Below are 23,309 nucleotides of genomic sequence, written 5' to 3' on the forward strand. Positions count from 1 at the left end.
TGCCTCCATTTATCTCGTTAATGATAATATAGTAACACAAAAATGAGAAAAGCATGGCAAATTTATTCACTTTTCTTTAATCCCGCTATTTTTAATTGGTAATCTGGGTACCACACAGGATGTCGATTTAAACGAATATGCGTCGCTGAAATTGGTTCAATAATATTTTGTTGAATCAACGCTTGCCAAAAGTTGCGCACAATCAGCTGTTTGGTCGGCAACAAACTACTCTGGCCATCCGGATACCAATCACTTGGTTGTAGTAATTTATTCAATAATTGTGCATTCGCAATGCGCTCCCCGGGCCGATATTTTTGCAATTCAAGTAGAAACTTGGCGCGCCACAAACTATGTGGCATTTTCAACCCAATTGGTAATTGTACTTTGGGATGCGCTAACCAAGTAACGCCACCCAAATGGCAATGTTGCTGATACGCTACCTGTTGTAAATATTTAGTGAAACCACGATTTTGACTGACTAGTTGCTGTAATTTTAAGGCTGCTTTTAACCGTAAACTCGTGCCAATTGTCACGGTCTCCTGTTTTTGATAGATTGCCACCATTAACTCACGATATTCTGTTAAATTCGTGGCATACGTAATATTCTTTTCGCGTTTTTGAAAATCCGGTTGTGCGATATTCCCCCATAAGCAAAAGCGACGGTGCGTGTTTTCCCAAAATAATACAAATGGCTGCCCATGCAATGGCACTGTCATAAATTTTGCCAAGGTTGGATTAGTCATTTTACGATTTACATACGTACTGCCCAAGATCCACAATACTTGGATTCCCTGTTGTCGGTACCCTGCTGTCCGCTGTCTTAATTTTGCCAAACTAATTGCACTGCATTGGTATTCAATTGCTAATAATTTGCCATTAGGTTTCTTAACTAATAAATCTGGTCGTTGGCTGATAGCTGGTAAAGTTGCTTCAAGCTGCACTTCATATTCCGCTGCAAAGAAATCACGTAGTTGAATTTTTCCTTGTAAATGCTCATTTGTCTCACCTTCACTAAAAGTTTCACAGCGTGCACCACTTAAATGAGCAAAATGCGGCGCTTTAATTACCCCGCGTTTCAACATTACCGTACACTTACACCCCGGACAAAAATATTTATTTTCTGCTACGGCAAAATTTGCTTCAATTAATTGATTATCCATTTTCGCAATATACATAAGCTAACTCCCTAGATTTATTTTTGGGTAACCTACTCATAGGTCCTCAAGAATAAACTACGTATTTTTTTACGGGTCTTGCGAAAAAAATGCAAAAAAGGGGCTGGGACATAACTCCAGACAAAAAAAGAGCTTATCCAAGCGCTGAAAAGCGTGCGGTTAAGCTCTTTTTAGTATAATTATATGTAAAGATAACGCTGTAACAGCAACGTTATCAAGTCGGTCGTCCCTTATTCACAGTGAGGTATTCCCTATGAAAAATTATAACATGAACCAAATCATGTTGGATATTCCAACGGCTTATGAACCTGATAAAAATCATGTGGCACACTACATTAACGAATTAGTTGAGGACATGGACGTAACTATCTTCTATACTACTGGTCGACCACTTGAGTATGATCCACCGATAATGAATGAAACTAGTTTTTATTCGCAATATACCCGTGGCGTGCGTAGCGGTCGGCGGATTGCCGAGTTTCGCCCAAGAAACATTATTGCGATGTGGCTGACTCAAGAAGCACAAGCCATCATATCGCACAAATTAAATCGTTTCCGAGTGTCAGACTTGTCAGGAAGCCATGATTAGCTCGGCGTTTTCGCGTTTCACCAAATTAACTTCACGAACAAGGATATATTGATGATGTAATCTATATTGACGGTACCAAAATTTTAGCGGATGCCAACAAGTTCAGTTTTGTGTGGAAGAAAAACACAATTCGTTTCGATAAAATGAATACCGTCAAAGCTCAACAATTAATTCAAGATATTATGGCAGAACAACAATCATTACAGTTACCAGAATATACTGATTTGTCAGTTGAAGAATTAGACGATGTGATTGCGCACCTAGAATCGTACTTAGCAAAACAAGAACAACAAGTCGTAGCTACACAGAAAGTGTCGCCTAACCCCGCAAAACAAGCGCGCCGTAATACTAAAAAGCACCTTAATAAGGCTGAACATATTCGTGACAAAAAGCTAGCGTATCAACACCAAATGGAAACTTATAATGAACGCAATAGCTATTCCAAGACTGATACTGACGCTACTTTCATGCGGGTTAAAGAAGATTACATGCAGAATGGTCAATTGAAACCAGCCTATAATTTACAAATCGCCACCAACGCTCAATTTGTCTTAGGCTATGGAATTTTCCAAAATCCAACTGATACGCGTACGTTGATGCCTTTTGTTGATCAACTTAAACAATACGAAACGTTGGGTTCAACGATTGTCGCAGATGCCGGATATGGTTCGGAAAGTAATTATCGGCAACTCGAAGATGAATACCCAGCTACTACAGTGCTGATTCCATACGGCACAATGTTAAAAGAAACCAGCAAAAAGTGGCAGACCGATGAACGGAAAGTCATGAATTGGAATTACTGTGCGGAAGATGACTATTATGTGGACCCACGAAACGTTAGATTTAATTTTAAACATCTAAGTAAACGAACTGATAAATACGGATTCGTTCGTGACTTTAAAGTTTATGAAGCTGAAGCTCAGACGGAAAATTTAGAAGATATTGCGGCTGCGTTAACGCCCTAAAAGGATATTACGGAGAAAAATTACAGTGAATCCGGCATTTGAATATCATAAAGCGAAAATTAGAAGTGAGTTTTCAAAAGAAGAAAACCAAGCCATCTACGCCCAACGAAAGATTGACGTAGAATCGGTTTTCGGCAGATTGAAAGCTTATTTTGGGTTCACTCGCTTCTCGGTCAGAGGGATCGAGCGCGTGAAACGTGAAGTTGGAATCGCCTTGATGGCAATGAACATGAAGAAATTGGCCACTATATGAGGACTTTTCGTGAGTAAACAATATATACATAAAAAATAGGCCTCAAGATTTCAAAAAACGAAATCTTGAGGCCTATTTTTTTATAACGAGCTAAGGTTTTGTCCCAGCCCCTTTCTATACTACTTAAAGTAATACCGTGCTAATTCTAGCGCCGTATTTTCCATGATACGTGTTCCGTGTTCAGCCAAGACATCTGCTGAAACTTCAGAAACTTCAGCAAATTCAAGGACAACTGCAGTATCATTTTTCATTTGTTCGTCAGTGATTTCATCTGCGAAGAACACCAATTCAAGGTAATAAGCACCATTGTATTGGAACAAATTACTAATACCACTTTCCAAACGTAATTCCTTCGCAATTGCCAAGAAATCTTCAAAATCAGCTAACTTAAACACTAAGCGACGTTTAGCGGTTTCGCCATTTGCTAATGCAGCTGAAACTTCATCCTCATCATCAGCAATTTTTGTGCGCCGTTGATCAGTAAACTGTTCAACCTGCTTCGTTGAATCTGGATAAACTGCGGATTCATCACTATCCGTTGCTTGTAGTTGCGCCAGTAAATCAGCGGGAACATCATCAGCAACTTCATCATGGTTCGCTTGTTCACCCATTTGGAACATCTCTTCAAAACTGTCAGTGTTCACATTTTTAGAAATAAACAATTCCAAGCCGCCACGATTAGGCATCACTTGAAAAGTAACTTGTTCATTCTCTTCAAAATCATGGTCTGTATCAACCTCTTCAAGAATATCATAGAAAAACGCTTCAATATTGTCTTGCTTGCTGATTAAGTCAATAATTGAAATTCCACGTTCCTCGAGATCTTCACGGCCCAGGCTAACGCGAATTGTATTTTCATTAATGCGTTCTTTTTCCATAACCGAGCCACATCCTTTCTACACCACGCAACATGGTGAATCAAAATACCTACTACCCTTACATTTTACTAACTTTTAATTAATAATCAAGCAATCCAAGCTTAAACAACAAAATTAATTCATTTCAGTTGCAATTTATTTTTATATACCGACTTATTGCCATCATTTTGAATTATCGTTTCCAACAAAAAAGGTTGTCGAAATTACATCTACCAACCTATTTGCACCATTATTTAGCTTTTGTTAGGCAAAATCTTGAAACAATTGGGCGTGTTTGAGTTCGTTTTTTCGAACTTCGCGTGGCAAGAAGCGACGAATTTCATCCTCATTGTATCCAACTTGTAATCGTTTGTCGTCCAACATAATTGGGCGCTTTAACAAAGCTGGGTTCTTTTGGATCATTTCGATTAAACGACCTAATGGTAAATCATCAAGTTGTACGTGCATATCAGTAAACACTTTTGAACGCGTTGAAATAATTTCTTCCGTACCATCTTCTGTCATGCGTAATACATTTTTGATTTCTTCTTTTGTTAAGGGGTTTTTAAAAATATTTCGTTCTGAAAAGGGAATATCGTGTTCTTCGAGCCAAATTCGTGCTTTACGACACGAAGTGCAACTTGGTGAACTATATAATGTTACTGTCATAAAAGGTTGCCTCCTAAGCATTTACAATTTTTAATATTAATTGCTTGCATATTTTTTAGTTTTATCTTACTAAACCTATTATATACAGTTAATACTAAAAATGTAACCCCTTCCAAATTGTGAACATTATACTTTTTTAATTTTAAATCGTGCGCTTTCTGATTATGTGTCAATTAACGAAAGACAATTAGACCGTTTTCGTAAAATAGGTATTGTGTTTGTAACGCATTTGCAATATTACTCCTTGTAAATTGCGCAAAAACTTCACATGTGTGAAAGCACCCCTCATTTTTTCTACAGCAAAATTTCTAACTTCCGTTGCACATTCATCACTTTTACCTCTGAGCCCGCACTAATTTGGGCTTCATTAACTAATTGAGCCAAACTACCGGTTTGTGGCAGATGCGTTAAATACAAGCGTTTAACCTGGGCTTCTTTGGCTAATGCCCCTGCCTCAGTTGAAGTTAGATGCCAGCGTTCACCCGTTTTATCGGCAAAAAAATTGGTATCCGCCAATAATACTTCTGCACCCTTACTAAATTCCGCTAATTCTGGAATCACCGCCGTATCTGCTGTGTAAACCAATTCATTCGGATTATTCGCCTCCTGAATTCGGACTGCAAATGTGGTTACTGGGTGCTTAGTTTGTAAAAAGGTCAGTTTCAATGGCCCAAGTTGCAAGTGTGACGTAGCATCATAAGGCATTTTTTGCGTTGAATTAGGCCAATCAAGACTATTGAAATTAACACTATCCGCTGGATTACCATATATTGGTAACAACGGTTGTTTCTTTTCACCGGGGGCTAATTGCCAATAATGCTTTAGGACCCCGACATCCGCAATGTGGTCGGCGTGATAATGTGTCAAGAGCACCGCATCAAGTTGGAGCGGGCTCATTATTTCTTCCAATACCAGTAATGTGCCACTACCGGCATCCAATAATAGATGATAATCACCACTCTCAATTAAAAAACCGCTGGTGCCAATTCCGTTAGCTGGATAACCACCATAGTATCCTAACACAGTAATTTTCATTTTTTGTACTCACTTTCCATCTTTTTTCATAATTTTAGTCTATACTAGCCCTAAAGACAAATCCTTAGACGTAATTCAATCATCCAAGGATTTGAATTATTTGGGGCCGTCTGGGCTGCCAAAAACACGCAATATTGGGAGGAAACAAACATGATTCGACAATTACATGTAACATATGGTTCAAAACAAATTTTAAATCAAATTCGGGCTAACTATCCAGAACGTCATTTATTAGTACTTTCACCAAGTACCTCTTCACTTGATAACTTGCAAATGCTTGACGTTTCTGGTGAAGAAAACATTTTCAGTTCTGGTGTCAGCTATGACATCGTTAATTACCATGGTACTCCTAATTGGCGTGGTTTCTTCAACTACACTTTCATTACGATTAATCCTGATCGGAAACCAGTCTTTGATAAATTGATTGAACAATGGTTTAACCAAGATAAACCAGAAGGCATGATTGCTGCCCTTGTCCTCCGCAAACACGGTGACGCATCTAATGACTATGTTGTCTTAACAACCTGGCAAATGCCACAACAATGGCGTCGTTGGAAGTCTTCAGATAATTATTTCTTTAAACCATATGCTAACGAAGCATACATTAACTTACATGAAACTAATTATGAATTCCAACAAGAATTCATCAAATAAAGCAAAAAGGATTCGCATGATGACGCGAATCCTTTTTTTATTTTATTCAGCATGTGAGCCAAGTAAGATTGCAACTGATTGTTGAAGTTCTTCAACGCGAACTTCAATCATTTCACCAGTTTTACGCAACTTAACTTCAACAATATTTTCATTTGCTTTCTTACCGACCGTAATTCGGATTGGCAAACCAATCAAGTCAGAATCAGCAAACTTAACACCTGGACGTTCTTTACGATCATCAACTAAGACTTCAAAACCCACTGCAGTTAATGTATCTTCAACGTCATTTGCTACACGTGCTTGATCAGCATCATTCAAATTCAATGGTACAACATGAATATCGTATGGTGCGATTGCCCGTGGCCAAACTAAACCATTTTCATCGGCTTGTTGTTCCGCAATTGCTGATAGCAAACGTGAAACTCCGATACCGTATGATCCCATAATGATATCTTTTTGGCGACCATTTTCATCAAGTACTTGTGCACCCAATGCTTTTGAATAGCGCGTTCCAAGCTTGAAAATGTGGCCAATTTCAATTCCCTTAGTGAAGACCAAGCGACCTTGACCATCAGGTGCTAAGCTACCTTCTTTAGCAACGCGAATATCTAAGACGTCATCAATGCGGAAATCACGGTTTTGGTTAACGTTAGTAAAGTGGAAACCATCTTCGTTGGCCCCAACGGTTACATTAACCATGTCTTGAATAAATTCATCCGCAACAATACGAACATCTTCGCTGACACCGACTGGTCCAAGTGAACCGAATTTGGCACCCAAGTACTTCATCGTATCTTCTTCGGTCGCTAATTCAAGTGAATCAACGTCTAAGAAGTTCTTCAACTTAACATCGTTAACTTCGTAGTCACCACGAACCAAAGCTAAAACTGGCTTTTCGTCGGCAATGAAGACAACTGACTTAATTAACTTAGTTGCATCAACCTTCAAGAATTCAGCGAGTTCCTCGATTGTTCCAACGTGTGGCGTTTCAATCTTAGTAAGCTCATTTTGGACATCCAAAGACTTGTTAGGCGTGTAATAATCTTTTGCCATTTCCAAGTTAGCAGCGTAATCCGTTGTGTCTGAGTAAGCAATGATATCTTCCCCAGCGGCCGCCACAGCAGAAAATTCCTTAGAATCTTTCCCGCCCATCGCACCACCGTCACCAACAATCACCCGGTAATCAAGACCAACTTGATCAAAAATATTGATGTATGCTTTTTCCATCGCACGGTATGCTTGATCGAGACCAGCTTCATCGCTTGAGAATGAGTAAGCATCCTTCATAATGAATTCACGACCACGGAGCAAGCCTGAACGTGGGCGACGTTCATCACGATATTTTGGTTGGATTTGGTAGACCGTCAATGGCAAACGTTTGTATGACTTAATATCATCACGAATTAATTGCGTCATCGTTTCTTCGTGTGTTGGTCCTAAAATCAAATCACGATCATGCCGATCTTGTAACTTGTAAAGGTCTGGACCATAAGATTCATAACGACCTGATTCACGCCACAAGTCAGCTGGCAAAACAGCTGGCGTGAGCATTTCAGCGGCGTCAATTTTTTCCATTTCAACACGGATAATACCATCAATCTTGTTAATTACACGTTGGGCAAGTGGTAAGTAAGCATACATACCAGCGGTTACTTGACGAATGTAACCCGCGCGCAACATCATTTGGTGTGAAATAACTTCAGCATCGGCTGGTGTTTCTTTCACAGTTGGAATAAATAATTTTGATTGTTTCATTTTTGTAGAACCCCTTTTTGGAATTACTTAATAAAGTAGCGATAAACGTCGTTAAACGTCACAGCAATCATTAATAAAATTAAGAATAAAAAGCCGGCAATTTGAACGGCATTTTCAGCACTTTCTGGCAATGGTTTCCGACGAATTGCTTCAAGAACGTTCAACAACAGCTTACCACCATCAAGTGCAGGAATCGGTAAGAGATTAACAATTCCCAAGTTAACACTCAAGAATGCCATAAAGAAAAGCGTTGAAGCTAAGCCCATTTTAGCAGCTTGTTCCGTATTAGCAAAGATTGCGACTGGTCCGCCAAGTTTGTTTAGGTTAAAGCCACCCGTAAACAGATTAGCTAATGCATGCCAAATGTTGGTAACCATGGTCCACGTGCCAGTTAAACCATACATCAATCGACCACCAATACTCTTATCAACCGCTGCGGTAATCCCAATTTGACCAACTTTTTGGCCTTGGGTTGTTATTACTTTAGGGGTCACTTTAATTGTGTTGGTTGTCGTGCCGTGCTTATAAGTCAAGGTAACTTGCTTACCTGGATCACTTTGTAATGTTGTTGACAATGCTGACCAGTCTTTCACAACCTTGCCATTAATTTTTGTGATTTCATCACCCTTTTGCAAACCAGCTTTTTGCGCAACTGAGTTTTCCATCACGGTACCAATTTTTGTGCTGTTTGATGGAATCCCACCAGTTTGCATCAAACCTATAATGGCAAAGACCACAATGGCTAGGATGAAGTTATTCATTGGTCCCGCAAAATTAACTAATGCGCGTTGCCATAACTTGGCTGATTGAAATTGGACATCGCGTGGTGCAATCTGCACTTCAGTTCCATCATGCTCAATAATTGTCGCATCATGGTCGACGTTCAACCGTTTAAGTGCTGATTCGTCACCATTTTCATAACCTTCAAGCCAGAGCCCATCCGTTAAATCAAAATTGACGATTTGAAATGGCACACCTTGAAATAAGGTTTGTTTTTGTGATGCGTTAATCCGCGTAACTAGATTTTCATTCAACTGAATGTTAACCATGACACCGGCTTGTAGCGCGTCCCCATCATCTTCTTGGGCACCTGCCATCCGAACATACCCACCAACAGGCAATAACCGCAATGTGTAGCTCGTATGGTTCTTCCGAAATGCAATCAGCTTAGGTCCCATTCCAATTGAAAATTCGCGAACTAAGATGCCTGATTTTTTGGCAAAATAGAAATGCCCAAATTCATGGACAATTACTAAAATCCCAAATACAACGATAAATGTGATAATTGTTAATAATGTATTATGCAATAACTTGTCCTCCCAAACTTTTTAGTGAATAACGCCCAACAAGAAAAGAACTGGTAAGACAATTAAAAGACTATCAAAACGATCTAAGATACCACCGTGACCTGGTAAAATTTTACCTGAGTCCTTAACGTTATAGTAACGCTTCAAAGCAGATTCAATCAAATCACCAAATTGCCCAGCGATTGATGCAAACAACGCAATGACAAGCATCACTGGGAAACTGTAAACTTGGACAGCTGGGAAAACTAATAAGTAAATTGCCGAAACAATTACTGAAACTACGGTCCCCCCAATTGAACCTTCCCATGTCTTGTTTGGACTAATACGTGGAGCAAGCTTGTGCTTCCCTAACGCACGCCCAATCATGTATGCACCTGAATCTGTAATCCAAACGATCAACAAAGCGAAGAACAACGTAGCTAAGCTCATTGTCCGGGCGGCCATGAAGAATTGGAAACCTAAACCAATGTAGAGCATTGATAAAGTAATCACCCCTGCGTCATCAAAAGTAAAATGATTCCGACTCAGAACTGTGTGGAACAGCATCAAGAGGACAAAGATGTACAACAATGATGATTGGTGTAAAAACATTGGTAAGTGTTCGTTATCCCACAAGCTACGTGGCAATACCATTACAACTACCCCAATATTACTGATAATGGTTTCAAATGAAATCAACAATTTCTTGCGCATAATCAAAATTTCATCAAGCGCAACCACCGCCATCAGTGCTACCAAAATTTGTAATGGTAAATGTCCGATAATCAAAAGCGGAATGAAGACAGCTAAGGCAACCACCGCTGTAATAACACGAGTTTTCATGATAATTTTTCTCCAATTAATATTATTTAGTTAAGCCACCAAATCGCCGATCACGATTTTGGAAGGTTTTTAAGGCTGATTTGAACACTTGCACGTCAAACTCTGGCCAGTGTTGATCTACAAATACAAATTCGCTATATGCGATTTGCCAGAGCAAAAAATTACTAATTCGCTGTTCGCCACTTGTCCGAATTAACAATTCTGGATCAGCATATTCGCCCAATGGCGCCGTCATCATCGCCTGACTGATTGTCGCTTCATCGATTTGCGCTGGTTCAAGTTCCCCACGCTTCACTTGATTGGCAAGTTCTTGCATCCCGGTAACAATTTCAGCACGACTGCCGTAATTCAAAGCAAAGTTCAAGACCATTCCTGTATTAGTTTTGGTCTGTTCCATTGCATCGAACACCGCTTTTTGGGTACTCTTTGGCAACTGATCGGTATAGCCCATCACTTCCACACGAATATTATTCTTAATTAAATCTGGCACGAAACTATCAAAAAAGGCCGCCGGCAAATCCATCAAATAATTAACTTCATCTTCTGGGCGTTTCCAATTCTCCGTTGAAAATGCATATAAAGTTAAGACTTTAATTCCCAAGTCACTGGCAACCATCGTAATCTTCTTAACCGTATTCATGCCCTCTTTGTGTCCAGCCACTCGTGGTAGGTGACGCTTTTGGGCCCAGCGCCCGTTCCCATCCATAATAATAGCGACATGCTTAGGAATCCGCGTCATATCTAAATCATCTGAAACTACTTGATTTTGATTCTTCTTTTTAAATGAAAACACAATACACCTCCGTATGTTACTCAGCTCTAAATTTTACCATAATTGCTACCCATTTAGCACATTTGAGCGTAAATATTATATAAATGCAATCGAAAAAAGTGGTTATTATTGCTAATCCCAGTTCCAACAGATTGTCCACCACCATTTGATAATTGGAAAAAGAGTTCTATTCCGTCTGACGTGGGATTGAATAAAATTGGCCACTACGCGCCGGCAAATTACTTGGCGCACCACGCTGGAAGCAGCCTCCCAAGCCAAAGTGCGGTCTTGGTCGGTTCGGACAAGTTGGGAGTCTAAGGAATAAATTCCTAAGACTCCTCATCTTATCCTCAGCGACGATATGTGTTACACACGTATCGCCCCAGTCGCGGTGTAAAGTCTGCGACCGCCAAGCAATTTGCCGGCACTCCGTTAGTTAGTAATAATTTTCAAACTAGCAAAAAGCAATCGTTGTGAGCTGAAGTTCGTTGAAAACCAATTGAGCCGCTAAAAAAAGGCTAAATTTTTTCTAGCGTGGAATTTGGATATGTGTCTCAGATTGATTCCCACTACGAGGCTGGAACCAGTCTGGACACCGTGATGGGAGACAAGCATTTGAAGCCACAGTGCGGTCTTCAAATGTTTGCGAAGCTTGGTTCGCTAACGCGCTAACCATCTTCACAAATCCATAATCAGTAACAAAGCCCGTTACTGATTATGCCATCACGGTGCGAGCTAAAGTCCAGCCCGGTTCCAGCCTCTTCGTTAATTTGAGCAGACAACCAAACTGGTAATATGCCGTAATCCTTGTCGCTGTGGATTTAGCGGTAATCAATAGTTCAACGCTCATCTAGCGGAGTGACTGAAAATCACATTGTGGCCGCCAGGCTTTACACCGAAATGGGACAAACGTGACACCACGTGTCGGGTTTGTCGCTGAGGGTAGAGCCGACCGGCCTTATTTGTCCAGCGTAGCTACAAATGTGAGCAGTCTTTTGGCTTTAGCCATTAGACTGCCAGCTATCCCGAATTGCCCAAGACAGACATTCAGCCTGGAAGGCTAATCTAATCGGGTTTTGATTAGATTCAGTTGTTTGTTGCAAACAAACTGCTGGAATGTTTTGCGTTGCCGTACCTCAGGCATAAGCAAGCGGCTTGGGCATGTGCTTCCATCTCGGTGCACAATGTGATTTCCAGGCACGCAGTGGCATCATACATCTCATCACATTTTATAAATTCCACGTCAGACGGAATAGAGCCAAACAAAAGTACAGAAATGAGAATCCGACGTCAAACGGAATAGACAAAAAAAGCCGGAATAATTAAATTCCAACTTTTTTGTATTTACATTATTCATTGCCGTCTTTAGTTTGACTTGATTCGGTAACACTAGTGCTATCAGCTGCTGGTGTACTACTGCTACTGTCCTCGTCATCATTGGAACTAGCTGGTTCTTCTTTCTTTGGTGCGCCACTTGAGACTATCACACTCACTGAATCACCCTGAATAACTTGATGTCCTGACACTGGTGATTGGTCAATTACGTGGTTTTTAGCAACATCTTCTGACTTTTCATATTTAACAATTAAAGTCAATTTGTTGTTTTTTGCCCATTTTTTCGCATTTGTCAAAGACATACCCTTCAAACTAGTCACAGGAATCTTCTTTGGCCCTGTCGAAGTAGTTACTTGCATCGTATCACCGGCAATTGCTGTCTTACCAGCCGTGATGCTTTGCTTGATAATTTTGCCTTCTGCGACTGATTCTGAAGATTCTGAATCAGGTTGTAAAATTTTGATATTATTTTCGTTTGCCCAATTATAAAAATCAGCCGTCGTTTTGCCCTTAAAGTCTGGCACGGTAATTTTCTTTGGTCCTGAGCTAACAGTAAAGGTTACGGTCGTTCGTTCAGGATCCACCCGCTTCTCAGCGTTCACATCTTGACTAAGAATTACCCCTTCAGGAACAGAATCAGAATCTTGTTGCTTTTCTTTGACTTTGAAGCCTTTTTTCTTCAAAGTGCTAGCGACACTGCTGTATTTTTCGTTTGAATAATCACCAAAACGCAGCAATTTACGACCCGCAGATACCAGAATATTTACCGTCGCACCCTTTTTTAATTCACTATTAAATTTAGGGTCAGAGGAAATAACTCTACCAGACTCAACCGTTTGGGAAGTCGTCTTAGTAATCGTTCCAACTTTAAGTCCGTTATCTTGAATCAAAGCGACGGCATTCTCTTGTGTCTTACCAACTAAGTTTGGTACTGAAGCGTTCATCCCCTTGATAACAAAGTAACTTGTTAACCCACCGGCAAGTAATATTACCAAAATAATTGAAAAAATCCACAATCCTTTATGGCTTTTCTTTTTATCTTGCATCACGTCATCAACCGTTTTAGGCTCGGCTGATTCAATTGGGCTAATTGGCTTAGGAATGCTAGTTGCATCTTGAATATCGCCAACCGGAATAATCTTAGTGGCTGTATCATTTTGACTCGTTGGTACAAAGACTGGTTCGTCAGCTCGGGTTGGTAACAGAGACGTCCGCAAATCATCACCCATCTCATCAACTGAATTATAGCGATCAGCTGGATCCTTGGCAGTTGCCTTTAAGACAACATTTTCCATCGCTTGGGGAATGCGTGAATCATACGCACGGACAGATGGCATTTCATCTTGTGAATGCTTTAATGCCACGGCTACGGCATTTTCACCTTCAAATGGCACGCGTCCCGTCAGCATTTCATACAAAATAATCCCTAATGAATATACATCTGATTTGTCAGTAGCCATTCCACCGCGTGCTTGTTCTGGTGATAAATAGTGTACTGAACCCAAAATTGTATTGGTTTGGGTCATTGCTTTTTCAGAACGTGAGGTTGCAATCCCAAAATCAGAAATCTTCGCATTCCCTTGTTTATCAATTAAGATATTTTGGGGCTTTAGGTCACGGTGAATGATCCCACCAGCGTGAGCAGCACTAACTGCCGACAGGACCTGTTCCATCATATCTATCACGCGTTGATGTGATATTGGGAAATTAGTTTGTATATATGTCTTCAAATCCATGCCGTCGACATATTCCATCACCAAATATTGAATGCCTTGATCTTCACCGAAGTCATACATTGAAACGATATTGGGGTGCACTAATTCCGTCGCTGCCATCGCTTCACGTTGGAAACGGCGAATTGTGTTATCGTCAGTGGCTAAATCAAGCCGTAAAGTTTTTAGTGATACATCGCGGTCCAAAATTAAATCGTGGGCCAAATAAACGTTGGCCATGCCACCTTCACCCAGTGCACGAACTATTTGATAACGACCGCCTACTAATTGATTGGGCATCATTGTGCTCTTACCTCTTCTCCACGTTCCATTAATAGAACTGTTATGTTATCGCGCCCCCCAGCTTGATTTGCTTTTAAAATTAATTCTTCAACTTTTTCTTCAAGTGTCATTTGCGACATCAAAATTACCGAAATTTGAGCATCTGTCACTAAGTTTGTCAGCCCATCTGTCGCTAATAAAATTATATCGCCTGGATATGTTGCATACGTACTCGTATCCAAGACCGCTTCATCGTTGACCCCTAGCCATCGTGTGATGACATTTTTATCAGGATGTAACCGTGCATCTTCTGGCGCAATCTTCCCCTCTTGAACTAACTGATTAACCAACGAATGGTCAGTTGTTAATTGACGAAAAGTGCCGTCATGCAAAAGATAGCCCCGTGAATCACCAATATTTGCCATCAAAACTTCATCCTCAAAAATCATGGCTGATACTAGTGTCGTTGCCATCCCTTGTAAGTCACGAAAACGTTGTGACGCTTCAAGAATTGCCGCATTTTCCGCTAGGACTTGATCCATCAACCAAGTCTTTGCTTCGGCTGATGATGCAATTTCAGTTAACTCCCATTGATTACCAAGATGTAAGACCGCCATCGTTGAGGCAACATCCCCAGCCGCTTGACCACCAACACCATCGGCAACCACTGCAAATTTATAACCTTTTTGATTTTTAAAAGTACCGACAAAATCTTGATTGGTTTCACGAATCGTGCCGATATCTGATTGAAATGCTACTTTCATTCACTTTACTCCCTTGAATAAGCGTTACAAATTGTATTTTACCCTAAAAAGGTGCAAGCATTGTCATTTCGTTGAAAATTTCATAAAAAAAACATAAAAACCATCACTCATCGCTAAGTAACGGTTTAAAAGTAATTTATCTATATTAATTAAAGATTAAAGTTCATCACGCTTATCGTCAACTGTTTCTTTGATAGTTTCAGCTTTTTCTTCAACTACCGCTTGTGCATCAGCAACTTTATCGGTCACAGCATCACTAGCTTTGTCAGCAACGGTTTCAGCTAATTGATCATCACCGTCTTTTTTGTTCAAGTTTTTCAACTTATCCCAAAAGCCAGCTTTGTTCTCATCAACAACTTCCTTAGCATCTTCAAGGCTGTCTTGTACAGCTTCAACCTTATCAGTGACACCATCAGTAGCTGTTTCTACTGCGTCATCAATATCATCCAATGGTAAATCAGCATCACTAATATCTAAATCAATATCGTCTGAAAAATCGTCTTGCAAATCCGCAAAACCATCTGCTAATGAACTGCCTTCTTGTTTACCAAGCTTGTCTTTCACGTCATCAACTGCGCCACGGGCTTTTTCAGTGTAGTCATTAGCCATTGTTTGGGCCTTTTCAGCAAGGTCACGCGCTTTTTCGGCTAAGTCAGCATACTTATCAGATGCTTCACTCTTGTGTTCCTTAACAGTGTCACGGGCATCTTCAACTGCATCAGTTGCGTAGTAAGCGTAGTCAATTGCCTTATCGCGCATATCTTCAGCCTTATCACGAGCCTTATTGATTAATTCTTCTTGCTTTTCAGGGGTGAGTGACTTAAATGCTACAAATGCGGCAGCACCACCAACGGCTAATCCAGCTAAAAATCCAAGTGTTTTTGACATATTTTGATTCCTCCTAATGTTTAACGGTTATCATTTACTTATCGAATCTACAATTGTAACTTTGACTTACAATGGCTCGCCATTTTATTCTTTGTCAGCTTTGTCAGCCTTGCGACTCTTGTAGCGATCCATGGCTGACTTTGAAACCTTAGCTGCCAATGAGACACCGGGTGCTTTCTTTGCACCGTTACCAACACGGGCAGTCAAGTTACGTGTTGCTGTGTTTAAATCTGATACTGAAGTACCTAAATCGGCAATTGCCGTGAATGCTGGGTCAATAGTTTTTACTTTACCATTAACGTCTAAAAGTAATTCGTTGGCGCTTGCCATAATTTCTTCAGCTTCACGTGAAATTTGATCCACGTCCTTGGTAATCACACCTAAGCTTTTTGTCATACGTAACAAGAAAGTTCCAATAAATAATACCAAAAGTAAAAATGCAATTGCTGCAATCAAGCCAGCAATTTGGCCACCTGTAAAGGTCATGTTGTTTCCTCCAATTAATTTTATTGTTAAGAAAAGTTTAACATTCTAATGTAAGCGTTTCAATTAGAAAGAACTGAAGAAAGTGTGAAGATTTAGTCAATTGCTATAGGAAATCCGTTAATACCTGAACATCCTAAACTTAACGATTCTGTCTATCATTGTCAAATAGAATTTCTCCTTTGATAATACTGTGATTTATCGCTATAATTAACTCAATCAAAATACAGAAAAGTTCAGGTATTATCCATGCTCGTAATTAATGCTTCAAAAATTTTATCAGCGCACGTTAAAGTACCCAAAGCAGCTGCAGTTCCAGCTGGTACAACGCCAGTCATCAGTTGGCATGCCGATTTCTTTAGTAAGGACGGCGTATATTACTACGTCTTAGTAAACGATGCCAACCCGCTTGAAACAATTGCATTGTACAATCCTGCCCCACTTGAATACGAAGCACTGGCTCAAAATGCTGCCGAACGAATTGCTCGTTATTACGCGCAAATCCAAAACAAGGCCGCTTTTGATACCTTTCAAGAAGGCTCACGTGAAATCTTGATTGTTTCAGATTCTAACAAAAACAACTTCAAAGATGTCGATGAAAAAGTTAAAGGTGTTAAACACCAACTTCGTGGCCAAGTTGCTAATCAAGAACCCGCGGCACCTAAATTCAACGGAAAAAATGCCGTAACTCAATTGGCTGACAAAAATGCCCGTAAATTTTACGGTAGCTTGATGACCCACGCCGTGCATAAGAATACCAAGGGAAAATAAACCCTATTGGTTAACAAATTATCATAAAAAAAGGTTGAGAAATATTCTCAACCTTTTTTTACATGCTGAATAACTCATTCATCATTTGAATTTTGTGTCGTCGCAGCTAAAAACCGCAAGCCTTTTGGATAAAAATTCTTGAGCGTTGCTCCGACCACCTTCGCAAAACCAAAGCCGTTATCATTGATAACAACTTCATACCAGCCATTACCATCTACAGGTGCGGTAGCTAAACTAACCGTATCACCATGGACATAATTCGCCCATTGTTGATCATCGATGACGACCGTTTTCTTAACCTGACTTGGTTGCAATGCAAGTCCTAGAGCCAAACTCGGTTCAAAACGTTTCTTCTTGTATGTACCAAGATGCAAACCAGGTCGCATAATTGACAAGTGGCCAAAATCCGCCATTTGCGATGGCACACAATACAATTGGTCGCCAAAAGTTAACAATGTACCAACCATTGGAACTAATAAATTGTCATTAGCAAAATCTTGCCATAGTACAATTTGTTCTTTAGTCAAATTCGTTTTAACTGGTTTTAATTTTTGCTCAGTTGCTGTCTCATCATGCCAACGCATTTTGGCAACAAAGTGGCCTTCACCATTCATATGATGTGGAAATAGCCGTGCTGTCTTCGTCAATTCCGGATTACCATCAGCCCATTCTGGTCGACCGTCATCCATTCCGACCGGCTTTTCAATTGGTAACAGTTCAAGTTGCGGATAAGTTGCTAACAACCATGCAATCATTTGTTCATCTTCTTCTGGCGCAAACGTACACGTTGAATAGATTAACTCGGCATCTGGTTTTAGCATTTTAACCGCTTCGGCCAGAATCGTTCGCTGTAACGCCGCGCACTTGGCAGGATAATCTTCATCCCAATATTGCATCGCAGCCGGATCTTTGCGAAACATCCCTTCACCAGAACATGGTGCATCAACTACAATCCGATCAAAAAAGCCTGGTAACTGTTGGGCCAACCGTTCTGGGCTTTCATTAGTTACAACCGCATTTGAAATCCCAAAGCGCTCAACATTTTCTGTTAAAACCTGCGCCCGCTTTTTGAATATTTCATTGGACACTAAAAGACCTTCCTGCCGCATAAAACTAGCCAAATGTGTCGTCTTACCACCTGGAGCAGCTGAAAGATCCAAAACTATTTCACCAGGATGTGGGTGCGCCACTTCGCCAACAAACATCGCACTTGGTTCTTGTGAATAGACCATCCCACTTGCATGATCAATCGAATGTCCATTAACTTGGCCGTAATGACCAAACTCAGTGTATGTAACGCTTCCGTCATCAGGCGTCGTAGCTGGCTTATTATTTTCCTTCAAAGGATTAACACGATATCCTTTTTGGACAGGGGCATCAAAAGACGCAAAAAAAGCCGGTGCTTGCTCACCGAGTAATCTCGTATATTTCTCAATAAAACCTGTTGGTAATTGCATTGTAACTTCCCTTCGCATTTCATAAACTTGGTAACCCGGATGGCCTTCGTATTTCATGAATTCGGTAACCCGAACGGCCTTTGTATTTCATGAATTTAACAACTCAGACAGCGTCCTTAAAAAGTCGGTTAACTTTTTTCTAAAAAATATTATAGCGAAAAGTCTCGTAATTTAACACTGCTATCTGACGACTTATGGTAAAATGTGATGAATTATTTATTCAACATATGTACATACGACGGGAAGAGGCAAATAAACATGGATCGCAAATTAATCGCCATCGACTTGGATGGTACAACATTAAATGACAACAGCAAAATTTCACTACGTACCAAAGAAGTCTTACAGAAAGCGCAAAACGCCGGCCATATTATCTCAATTGTAACTGGTCGTCCCTATCGCATTTCTGGTAACTACTATGAAGAACTCGGTTTGAAAACCCCGATGATTAATTTCAATGGTGCGTTGGGCCATATGCCAAATCAAGAATGGGATAAAGAATATGGTTACACGGTCCGCAAAGATATTACCTTTGATTTGATGGAAAACCACGCTGATTTTGGCATCGAAAATGTTGTTGCTGAAGATAAATTGCACAGTTGGGTCAATGCGAGTGACCACGTTGTCCCCGCAAACTTGACCGCCTTTTTCCCAAAAGCAACACCACTTAATCGCACAAGTATGCAGGTTAACCCCAACTCAGTTATCCTGTTCTTAAGTGCTCACCAAAACCGTGATGCAGTTAAGGCGCGCTTACTTGAACGTTACGGTAGCGAAATCACCGTCAATGTTTGGGGTGGTCCTGATCCCATTTTGGAAGTTTCACCACGCGGAATTGAAAAGGCAGTCGGAGTTGATTTCTTATCGTACCTTTATGGTATCCGCCGTAACGATATTTTAGCTTTCGGCGATGAATCAAATGATTACACGATGTTGTCATATGCAGGTTGGGGTGTTGCAATGAAAAACGGGACTGAAATTGCCCGCTCACTGGCCAAAGATGTCACCGCAAAAACCAACGATGAAGATGGTATGGCTGACTATATCGAAAAGTATCTTAGTCTATAGTGGGCTAACTGTTTGAAAAAATTCATTAACGGCTCGATTTCTACCTTATTGAAAAAAGGTGAAATCGGGCTTTTTTATTTCTTTCCTCATTACTACCAAAAGTAAACTATTGGCACTGTTCACCCTGAGGTGGCGTATACTTAAAACAAAATACACGTAAAGGAAGTATCTAAAATGGATGCAGCAACTAGTTTCTTACAAGAATTAATTCGCATTAATACTGCCAATGATCATGAGGCACTGATTGCCCAGGCAATTGCAGATAAATTGGCCGAGCATCACATCGAAAGCCAAATAATCGAATACGCCCCTGGTCGAAGTAACTTAATCGCAGAAATTGGCTCCCAAAATAGCCAACCCGTTATCGCCCTCACTGGTCATATGGATACAGTCTTGACCGGTGATATTACTACTTGGGAACATAATCCGTTTGGTGGCGAAATTGTAGCTAACAAAATGTATGGTCGTGGGACTGCCGACATGAAATCCGGTTTAGTGGCGATGCTCTTTGCCTTTATCAAATTACACGAAAATGCGGCCTCATTAAGTGGGCGTGTTCGGTTAATTTTCACGATTGGCGAAGAAAATGGTGCCCAAGGTTCACATCAACTAACTGAACTGGGATATGTTGATGACATCGACGCAATGATTGTTGGTGAACCAACTGATGGTCAAATCGTCTATGCGCATAATGGTTCATATAATTACACTATCGAATCCGTCGGTAAACAAGTGCACTCTTCAATGCCGGAACTCGGTATCAATGCGTTGACCAATGTCGTTAAATATCTCAATATTGAACCCCAACTTTTTACTGCTGCCCTACCTCACCCTGATTTAGGACCAGTAGTTCATTCAGTGACGATGCTCCACAGCGGTGAACAAATCAATAACATTCCCGCCCAAGCGACATTGCGTGGCAATATTCGGCCGGTACCAACTTTCAACAATGATCAAGTAACTGAACGCATTACCGCAGCAATTGCAGCGCTTAATCAGGAACCTGGTGTCCATTTAGAATTCACGGTTGATCATAGTTTTTGGCCCGTGGCCACTGCTACCGATGCCAAATTAGTTCAAGTGGCCCAACAAGCTTACGGTCACATTTTCAATGAACCAGCTACCCTTTCAGTAATTCATGGTGCCACTGATGCCTCTGAATTCGTCTTAAGCCCCCATAAATTCGACGTCGTTGTCATGGGACCTGGGCCTTGGAGTCAAGCACATATGGTCGATGAATATGTCGACTTGGAACAATTTGAAAAAATGATTGATACCTACGTCACCATTATTGAATTCTATTTTTCAATGTAACCGCCAAAGATGACACGTATCGCGGAAATTGCGGCTATCTCGAGCACAGTAAAAAAGCACTTATTCACGCCGACAATGGCAGAATAAGTGCTTTTTGTTATTTACAAATTAATTTTCAAAAGCTGCTTTAACTTGATCGTAATTTGGAATTGATGGTAATGCACCTGCACCTTGAACCGTAATTGATGAAGCGCGGTTTGAGAAACGGATTGCTTCAACAATGTTACTCAAATCAAGTTCAAGTTGTGATGACAACGTACCAATGAAGGTATCACCAGCAGCCGTTGTATCAACCGCATTAACTTTGAAAGCGTCAACGAAGCCAGCACCATTAACAGTACTGTAGTAAGCTCCACGAGCACCAACTGTGATAATCAAGTTAGGTACACCAAGTTCGCGGAACTTACGGGCGTTGGCTTCCATTGAAGCATCGTCAGTCACTTCAATTCCCGTAATAATTTCGGCTTCAGTTTCATTAGGAATAATCAAATCAGTCAAACCTAATAATTCAGCTGGAATTCCCTTGTGCGCTGGTGCAGGATTCAAAATTGTAAAGACCCCATTTTGTTTAGCTAATTCAAATGCTTTAGCTGTAACATCAAGTGGTGTTTCAAATTGAGCAACTAATACGTCTGCTGATGTGATGGCTTCACTGGCAGTTTCAATATCTGCAACAGTCAACGCTTGATTAGCACCACCGTGAATTAAGATAGTGTTACTACCATCGTCTTCGAGCATGATGTAAGCAGCACCGGTACCAGTTTCGGTCATCTTTTTGATATGGGTTGTGTTAACTTTGTTATCGGCCATTGCTTCAAACATCATAATACCATTTTGGTCTTCACCAATTGCACCGACAAATTGGGTCAATGCGCCCATTCGTGCGGCTGCAACGGCTTGGTTGGCACCCTTACCACCAGGAGCGGTTGTAGCGTCGTGCATCGCCATCGTTTCGCCTTGCTTTGGTAAACGGGGAATATGCAAAATTGCATCTGCATTCAAACTGCCCAGAACTGTAACTTTACGTGTCATAAATCTGACTCCTTCTTATCCGCACTTTTCGTGCACTAAATTTATTAATAAGCTTACCATAATTTTACCGATCGTTGTTATTTTCAGACTGAATAACATGGCTTTTTCATGAAAAATTACCGATATAGCGCCCTTCACAAGATATATTCACAGCTTTTTCACAAAAAATACGATATAATTAAAATACATAGTAAGCGCTTACATATAATATTTGGGGAAATATGAGACAGTTATCGCTAATTAATAAAAACATGGAGGGATTTGTCATGAAAAAACGACTATTGCTAGTACCAATAATCGCAGTTGGTCTCCTAATTAGCTGCGGTCAATCGCAAGCCACTAACAAACAACCTGAACAAAAACAAGCAACCTCACAATCAAGTTCGTCAATTAAAAAAACTGCTCCCAGTTCTTCAAGTTCCCAAGTTGCTGCGCAGTCTTCTAGCACCCCTGTAACAAAGCAAGCTACTTCGACCCAAACAGAAGAGATTGATGTACCAATCACACGCACAGCGGCTCGCAATCACTACCAAAAACCTAAGGGAAAACACGTTAGCGCATCATACAACAATAAATACATGGCCCACGTAGTTTCCCGTGCACGGACAAACGATGAAGAACGTAGTGCCCGCGCCGTAACAAAAAAACGCAAAGATACAATCACCATCAAAGGTCACGTAATCCCATGGAAACTTGACCACAGTGCCAAAGCGGCCCCCGCTGATGAAGTTGGTGCATGGTTTGGTTCTGGCTCAACAACTGATGGCAAGACCACTCACTTTATTGGGCACAACCCTGGGGTCTTTAGTCCGGTTATGCACTTGAAGAAAGGCGATGCCATTACGGTCGTCGATAAAAAAGATCACAAGCGCGTGTATCACGTTACCAAAGTCATTGACATGTATGATTGGGGTCTTGATGTTAGAACTAAAAAGAATGAAGACTACCAAATTCTCGAAGCCCCCGGTGAACGCATCACCTTACAAACATGTATCACAGAAACAATTAATCGCGTCGTCTTTGCAAAATAATTTGGCCCTATTCCGTTTGACATGGAATTGAATAAGATGTGATGTGATGTGATGTATGATGCCACTGCGTGACTGAAAATCACATTGTGCACCGAAATGGAAGCACAATGTGATTTTCAGTCACTCCGCTAGATAAGCGTGAAATTATTGATTACCGCTAAACTTGCAGCGACAAGGATTATGGCATATTACTAGTCAGACTGCCTACTCAAACTAACGAAGAGGCTGGAAACAGGCTGGACTTTAGCTCGCACCGTGATGGCATAATCAGTAACGGGTTTCGTTACTGATTATGGATTTGTGAAGATGGTTACCGCGT

The 23,309-nt window shown here is 40.7% G+C and carries 22 protein-coding genes; 8 read left to right on the forward strand and 14 right to left on the reverse strand.

What is annotated here, in order from left to right; all coding sequences use genetic code 11:
• Nucleotides 1–62 precede the first annotated feature (62 nt).
• Entirely contained in the window at nt 63–1,175 is a 1,113-nt protein-coding gene (locus tag EQG49_RS01710) for a competence protein CoiA (RefSeq protein WP_133362346.1), read from the reverse strand.
• 253 nt (nt 1,176–1,428) lie between these two features.
• Here EQG49_RS01710 and EQG49_RS13885 point away from each other — a divergent pair, with 253 nt between their 5' ends.
• The 3 genes from EQG49_RS13885 (at nt 1,429) to EQG49_RS13895 (ending at nt 2,982) form a co-directional block, all read left to right on the forward strand.
• A complete protein-coding gene (locus EQG49_RS13885) occupies nt 1,429–1,764 on the forward strand; it encodes a transposase (RefSeq protein WP_243115724.1) in 336 nt (111 codons plus the stop codon).
• Nucleotides 1,765–1,874: 110 nt separating this feature from the next.
• The gene (locus tag EQG49_RS13890) at nt 1,875–2,729 is read left to right on the forward strand and encodes a transposase (protein ID WP_243115725.1); all 855 of its coding nucleotides are present in this window, start codon (nt 1,875–1,877) and stop codon (nt 2,727–2,729) included.
• Nucleotides 2,730–2,754: 25 nt separating this feature from the next.
• Complete coding sequence (locus EQG49_RS13895) at nt 2,755–2,982, forward strand: transposase (protein ID WP_243115726.1); 228 nt, start codon at nt 2,755–2,757, stop codon at nt 2,980–2,982.
• A gap of 119 nt (nt 2,983–3,101) precedes the next feature.
• On the opposite strand, the gene EQG49_RS01720 is transcribed toward EQG49_RS13895, so the two are convergent.
• The 3 genes from EQG49_RS01720 to EQG49_RS01730 form a co-directional block, all read right to left on the reverse strand.
• Complete coding sequence (locus tag EQG49_RS01720) at nt 3,102–3,860, reverse strand: adaptor protein MecA (protein WP_133362347.1); 759 nt, start codon at nt 3,858–3,860, stop codon at nt 3,102–3,104.
• Nucleotides 3,861–4,103: 243 nt separating this feature from the next.
• The gene (gene spx / locus EQG49_RS01725; RefSeq protein WP_133362348.1) at nt 4,104–4,508 is read right to left on the reverse strand and encodes a transcriptional regulator Spx; all 405 of its coding nucleotides are present in this window, start codon (nt 4,506–4,508) and stop codon (nt 4,104–4,106) included.
• A gap of 294 nt (nt 4,509–4,802) precedes the next feature.
• Nucleotides 4,803–5,543 (reverse strand): MBL fold metallo-hydrolase, encoded by a 741-nt coding sequence (locus EQG49_RS01730; protein WP_133362349.1) that lies wholly within the window; start codon nt 5,541–5,543, stop codon nt 4,803–4,805.
• Between the two features lie 150 nt (nt 5,544–5,693).
• On the opposite strand from EQG49_RS01730, the gene EQG49_RS01735 reads away from it, so the two are divergent.
• The gene (locus EQG49_RS01735; protein ID WP_133362350.1) at nt 5,694–6,197 is read left to right on the forward strand and encodes a hypothetical protein; all 504 of its coding nucleotides are present in this window, start codon (nt 5,694–5,696) and stop codon (nt 6,195–6,197) included.
• A 42-nt stretch (nt 6,198–6,239) separates the two neighbouring features.
• On the opposite strand, the gene EQG49_RS01740 is transcribed toward EQG49_RS01735, so the two are convergent.
• The 8 genes from EQG49_RS01740 to EQG49_RS01775 all read right to left on the reverse strand — a co-directional run bounded on the left by EQG49_RS01740 (nt 6,240) and on the right by EQG49_RS01775 (nt 16,320).
• On the reverse strand, nt 6,240–7,952 hold the full coding sequence (locus EQG49_RS01740; protein ID WP_133362351.1) for a proline--tRNA ligase: 1,713 nt from the start codon (nt 7,950–7,952) through the stop codon (nt 6,240–6,242).
• A 23-nt stretch (nt 7,953–7,975) separates the two neighbouring features.
• A complete protein-coding gene (gene rseP, locus EQG49_RS01745) occupies nt 7,976–9,259 on the reverse strand; it encodes an RIP metalloprotease RseP (protein WP_133362352.1) in 1,284 nt (427 codons plus the stop codon).
• Nucleotides 9,260–9,280: 21 nt separating this feature from the next.
• Complete coding sequence (locus tag EQG49_RS01750) at nt 9,281–10,081, reverse strand: phosphatidate cytidylyltransferase (protein WP_133362353.1); 801 nt, start codon at nt 10,079–10,081, stop codon at nt 9,281–9,283.
• A 22-nt stretch (nt 10,082–10,103) separates the two neighbouring features.
• The gene (locus tag EQG49_RS01755; RefSeq protein ID WP_133362354.1) at nt 10,104–10,874 is read right to left on the reverse strand and encodes an isoprenyl transferase; all 771 of its coding nucleotides are present in this window, start codon (nt 10,872–10,874) and stop codon (nt 10,104–10,106) included.
• 1,328 nt (nt 10,875–12,202) lie between these two features.
• The gene (pknB, locus tag EQG49_RS01760) at nt 12,203–14,203 is read right to left on the reverse strand and encodes a Stk1 family PASTA domain-containing Ser/Thr kinase (protein WP_133362355.1); all 2,001 of its coding nucleotides are present in this window, start codon (nt 14,201–14,203) and stop codon (nt 12,203–12,205) included.
• Complete coding sequence (locus EQG49_RS01765) at nt 14,200–14,946, reverse strand: Stp1/IreP family PP2C-type Ser/Thr phosphatase (RefSeq protein ID WP_133362356.1); 747 nt, start codon at nt 14,944–14,946, stop codon at nt 14,200–14,202. Before EQG49_RS01765 ends, pknB begins: the two co-directional genes overlap by 4 nt.
• A gap of 156 nt (nt 14,947–15,102) precedes the next feature.
• The gene (locus tag EQG49_RS01770; protein WP_133362357.1) at nt 15,103–15,834 is read right to left on the reverse strand and encodes a YtxH domain-containing protein; all 732 of its coding nucleotides are present in this window, start codon (nt 15,832–15,834) and stop codon (nt 15,103–15,105) included.
• 84 nt (nt 15,835–15,918) lie between these two features.
• The gene (locus tag EQG49_RS01775; RefSeq protein WP_133362358.1) at nt 15,919–16,320 is read right to left on the reverse strand and encodes a DUF948 domain-containing protein; all 402 of its coding nucleotides are present in this window, start codon (nt 16,318–16,320) and stop codon (nt 15,919–15,921) included.
• Nucleotides 16,321–16,566: 246 nt separating this feature from the next.
• Between EQG49_RS01775 and EQG49_RS01780 the strand changes: the two genes are divergently transcribed.
• Entirely contained in the window at nt 16,567–17,088 is a 522-nt protein-coding gene (locus EQG49_RS01780; RefSeq protein WP_133362359.1) for a hypothetical protein, read from the forward strand.
• Nucleotides 17,089–17,162: 74 nt separating this feature from the next.
• Here the strand turns inward: EQG49_RS01780 and EQG49_RS01785 are convergent, their stop codons facing one another.
• Nucleotides 17,163–18,545: an RsmF rRNA methyltransferase first C-terminal domain-containing protein gene (locus EQG49_RS01785; protein WP_133362360.1), complete on the reverse strand. Its 1,383-nt coding sequence runs from the start codon at nt 18,543–18,545 to the stop codon at nt 17,163–17,165.
• A gap of 258 nt (nt 18,546–18,803) precedes the next feature.
• Here EQG49_RS01785 and EQG49_RS01790 point away from each other — a divergent pair, with 258 nt between their 5' ends.
• Together EQG49_RS01790 and EQG49_RS01795 are read left to right on the forward strand one after the other, a co-directional pair.
• Entirely contained in the window at nt 18,804–19,613 is an 810-nt protein-coding gene (locus EQG49_RS01790) for a Cof-type HAD-IIB family hydrolase (RefSeq protein ID WP_133362361.1), read from the forward strand.
• 174 nt (nt 19,614–19,787) lie between these two features.
• Nucleotides 19,788–20,927 (forward strand): ArgE/DapE family deacylase, encoded by a 1,140-nt coding sequence (locus EQG49_RS01795; RefSeq protein WP_133362362.1) that lies wholly within the window; start codon nt 19,788–19,790, stop codon nt 20,925–20,927.
• A 108-nt stretch (nt 20,928–21,035) separates the two neighbouring features.
• On the opposite strand, the gene rbsK is transcribed toward EQG49_RS01795, so the two are convergent.
• Nucleotides 21,036–21,959 (reverse strand): ribokinase, encoded by a 924-nt coding sequence (gene rbsK / locus EQG49_RS01800; protein ID WP_133362363.1) that lies wholly within the window; start codon nt 21,957–21,959, stop codon nt 21,036–21,038.
• A gap of 266 nt (nt 21,960–22,225) precedes the next feature.
• Between rbsK and EQG49_RS01805 the strand changes: the two genes are divergently transcribed.
• Nucleotides 22,226–22,990: a sortase domain-containing protein gene (locus tag EQG49_RS01805; RefSeq protein ID WP_165964722.1), complete on the forward strand. Its 765-nt coding sequence runs from the start codon at nt 22,226–22,228 to the stop codon at nt 22,988–22,990.
• The last annotated feature ends 319 nt before the right edge of the window (nt 22,991–23,309 follow it).

Source organism: Periweissella cryptocerci (assembly GCF_004358325.1).
In the GTDB taxonomy this organism is placed as follows: domain Bacteria; phylum Bacillota; class Bacilli; order Lactobacillales; family Lactobacillaceae; genus Periweissella; species Periweissella cryptocerci.